This window comes from Rhizobium sp. PEPV16, assembly GCF_008919455.1.
Classification (GTDB): Bacteria; Pseudomonadota; Alphaproteobacteria; order Rhizobiales; family Rhizobiaceae; genus Rhizobium; species Rhizobium leguminosarum_Q.
The window spans coordinates 1-3,946 of sequence record NZ_VSZV01000092.1 but is presented as its reverse complement, the minus strand read 5'-3'; the positions used below and the strand labels follow the sequence as shown (position 1 = coordinate 3,946).

Sequence of the window (3,946 nt, the reverse complement as noted above, 5' to 3'; positions counted from 1 at the left end):
GCGGAGATAGACGGACTGGCCGAGATGGCTGCCGTCGACGCCGATCATGATCACCTTATCGCCATCGTTGGCGCTGCCGATGCGGGCCATCTTGCGCCAATCAGGCAGCAGGCCGACGCCCGCAATCGTCGGGGTCGGCAGGATGGCGACGCCGTTGGTTTCGTTGTAGAGCGAAACGTTGCCTGACACGATCGGGAAATCCAGCGCGCGGCAGGCTTCGCCGATGCCCTTCACCGCCTGGACGAACTGGCCCATGATCTCGGGCTTTTCGGGATTGCCGAAGTTCAGATTGTCGGTGGCGGCGAGCGGTTCGGCGCCTGTCGCGGTGATGTTGCGCCAGCATTCGGCGACCGCCTGCTTGCCGCCTTCGAAGGGATCCGCCTCGACATAACGCGGAGTGACGTCGGAGGAAAAGGCAAGCGCCTTGGAGGGATGGCCGTCGACACGTACGACGCCGGCATCGCCGCCCGGAAGCTGCAGCGAATTGCCCTGGATCAGCGTGTCGTATTGCTCATAGACCCAGCGGCGGCTCGATTGGTTGGCGGAACCGACGAGTTGCAGCAGCGCCTGGCCATAATCTTCGGGTGCGGCGACGAGATTGGCGGGCAAGGGGGCGTGCTTGCCGGATTCGCGCCAGGGGCGATCATACTCCGGCGCCTGATCGCCGAGATCCTTGATCGGCAGGTTGGCGACTTCCTCACCCTGGTGCATAACGCGGAAGCGAAGGTCGTCGGTCGTCCAGCCGACGATGGCAAAATCGAGGCCCCACTTGACGAAGATCGCCTTGGCTTCCTCTTCCTTCTCCGGCTGCAGCACCATAAGCATGCGCTCCTGGCTTTCCGACAGCATCATCTCGTAGGCGGTCATCCGCTCTTCGCGCACCGGTACCTTGTCTAGCTCGAGCAGGATGCCGAGATCGCCCTTGGCGCCCATTTCGACGGCGGAGCAGGTGAGGCCGGCCGCACCCATATCCTGGATAGCGATGACGGCGCCGGTCTGCATCAGCTCGAGGCAGGCTTCCAGCAGGCACTTCTCGGTGAAGGGATCGCCGACCTGAACGGTCGGGCGCTTCTCCTCGATCGATTCGTCGAATTCGGCCGATGCCATCGTCGCGCCGCCGACGCCGTCGCGGCCGGTCTTGGCACCGAGATAGACGACCGGAAGACCGACGCCCTTGGCTTCGGACAGGAAGATGGCGTTGGACTTCGCAATACCGGCGGCAAAGGCGTTGACGAGAATGTTGCCGTTGTAGCGAGCGTCGAACTCGACCTCACCGCCGACCGTCGGCACGCCGAAGGAATTGCCGTAGCCGCCGACGCCGGAAACCACGCCGGAGACGAGATGGCGGGTCTTCGGGTGATCCGGCTCGCCGAAGCGCAGGGCGTTCATCGCGGCAATCGGGCGCGCACCCATGGTGAAGACGTCGCGCAGGATGCCGCCGACGCCGGTCGCAGCGCCCTGATAAGGCTCGATATAGGAGGGGTGGTTGTGGCTCTCCATTTTGAAGACGACGCAATCGCCGTCATCGATGTCGACCACGCCGGCATTTTCACCCGGGCCCTGGATGACGCGCGGCCCCTTGGTCGGCAGCGTGCGCAACCATTTCTTCGAGGATTTGTAGGAGCAGTGCTCGTTCCACATGGCCGAGAAGATGCCGAGCTCGGTGAAGGTCGGTTCGCGGCCGATCAGATCCAGAATGCGCTGGTACTCGTCGGGCTTCAGGCCATGGCCCGCTATGAGTTCCGGCGTGATCGGGATGGTATTTGGAATGGTCATGAGCTCTCGAAAGTCCCTGCCGTTGCGCGTTTTCCGCTCTTTAGCCTATGTAGGGACGGCGCGCGACAGGAAAATGCCCGCCGTCAACAGCGGGCCGGCGACTTCTTCGGCCCGGTACGGCGGCCGCTTCTCAGAGTCAGTTTGACAACTTGCTTTTGATTCTCGATCGACAGCATTGGGGCAAGGCTCCGGCATCAGCTTTTGTGTGCCGCGGATGTTTCCTATAGAAAACTTTTCCTCTTGGTTGATGGTATCGAGATACAATGCCGGACATACAACAACAGGCAGACGAAAAGGTGTTTGCCGGGCGCGCGCTTGTGGCTGGCTTCGCTACGGGGTCGATCGTATTCAGCGACACGGCGCTCAGCTTCTGGGGCGGCGTCGACTCCCGGACCGGAGAAACCATCGACCGCCACCATCCCCTGTCGACACAGGTCCTGACAGGAAAGATTCTCGCCATCCCCGGCGGACGCGGCTCGTGTACGGGCAGCAGCGTGCTCATGGAGCTGATCATGAACGGGCACGCTCCCGCCGGCATCGTGGTTTCGCGCCAGGAGGAAATACTGTCGCTCGGAGTGATCGTCGCTGACGAAGTGTTCGGTCGATCTATCCCCGTTGTCCAGCTCTCCGAAGACGACTTCGCCGAGCTGCACTCTATCCCTGAAGTCACCCTCATCGGCGACAAGGTCATCGCGCGTCGGATCGAAACCGCCCCCGGTTTCGATGCCGCCGATCGCACCTACGGAAATTCGATAGCGCTGACATCGAGGGATCGGTCCGCTTTGAATGGGGAAATGGGCAAGGCCGTGCAGGTGGCAATGAGGGCCACGACGCGCATGGCTGAAATTCAGGGAGCGACGGAACTCATCGATATCTCCCAGGTCCATATCGATGGCTGCATCTACACCGGGCCGACCAGCCTGGAATTCGCGAAACGCATGCGGGACTGGGAGGGTAGGGTTGTCGTTCCAACGACCCTGAACTCGATATCGGTGGACCAGATGCGTTGGCGGGAGCAGGGCGTGTCTCCCGGCGTCGCCGGACCCGCATCCGAATTGGGTGAGGCCTACGCCTCCATGGGAGCACGAAAGACGTTCACCTGCGCGCCCTATCAGCTGTCGTCCGCACCCAGGCAGGGTGAGCAGGTGGCTTGGGCGGAGTCGAACGCCGTCGTATTCGCGAACAGTGTTTTGGGTGCTCGCACTGCCAAGTATCCTGACTACCTGGATCTGTGCATCGCTCTCACCGGGCGCGCGCCGCTGACCGGGCCGCATATCACCGACAACAGGCGCGCCAGCTTCGTGGTCAATGTGTCGGGCTTCGTGTCGCGGGATGACATGGTCTACCCCATTCTCGGCTACCACATCGGCAAGCTTGTCGGAGATGAAATTCCGGTCGTGATCGGCCTCGATACGTGGAAGCCGAATCTGGACGACCTAAAGGCGTTCGGGGCGGGTTTTGCGACGACATCAGGCTCTGCCATGTTCCATATCGTCGGTGTCACGCCGGAGGCCGACAGCCTTGAGAGCGTTGTCGGAAGCAAGATCAAGGCGAGCTATGAAATCTGTCCCAAGGACGTCGTTGCGGACTGGAGGAAACTCAACGGCGGGTCTGTGGATGCCATCGAGTTCGTCGCGCTGGGCAATCCCCATTTCTCTTTCGACGAATGCGAGCGGCTGGCCGCGCTCTGCGAAGGCCTGGCGAAACATCCTGACGTCAAGGTTCTGGTTACCTGCAACCGTGCGACGTTCGAAAGGGCTTCCGCTGCGAATCTCGTCGGCAAATTGTCGGACTTCGGCATAGAATTCGTAACCGATGCGTGCTGGTGCACACTTGCGGAGCCTGTCATCCCAAAATCGGTCGATACAATTATCACCAATTCCGCGAAGTTCGCTCACTACGGTCCTGGATTGACGGGTAAGGCGCTTCGGTTTGGCAGCCTGGCGGACTGCGTCGCGGCGGCTTGTCAGGGCGAGTTGAAGCCTGTTCGTCCGACATGGGACTGAACTGTTCCCGCCTGCCGATGGTCGATCAGACGGCCGTAATGAGCAGTTCAATCATCCGTCGGCCAACCCACTGAAATTGTCGAGCGGACTCTCAGAACTTGTAGCCGACCTGCAAGCCGGCGCGTGTCATGCCGTCGTTCGGCCCATCGCAGAGATTGGCATGC

2 protein-coding genes and 1 pseudogene are annotated in these 3,946 nt (G+C 61.5%); 1 reads left to right on the top strand and 2 read right to left on the bottom strand.

All coding sequences use genetic code 11. From position 1 onward, the window contains the following. Nucleotides 1-1,776, bottom strand: a 1,776-nt coding sequence (gene purL / locus FY112_RS01095) for a phosphoribosylformylglycinamidine synthase subunit PurL (protein ID WP_151517422.1), incomplete at its 3' end; no start/stop codon positions are given. A 263-nt stretch (nucleotides 1,777-2,039) separates the two neighbouring features. Here purL and FY112_RS01090 point away from each other — a divergent pair. Then, nucleotides 2,040-3,782 carry an aconitase family protein gene (locus FY112_RS01090; protein WP_151517421.1) on the top strand — a complete coding sequence of 581 codons (1,743 nt, stop codon included), beginning with the start codon at nucleotides 2,040-2,042 and terminating at the stop codon, nucleotides 3,780-3,782. A gap of 91 nt (nucleotides 3,783-3,873) precedes the next feature. On the opposite strand, the pseudogene FY112_RS01085 reads toward FY112_RS01090, so the two are convergent. Next, a pseudogene (locus FY112_RS01085) lies at nucleotides 3,874-3,946 on the bottom strand (acyloxyacyl hydrolase); the annotation flags it as partial.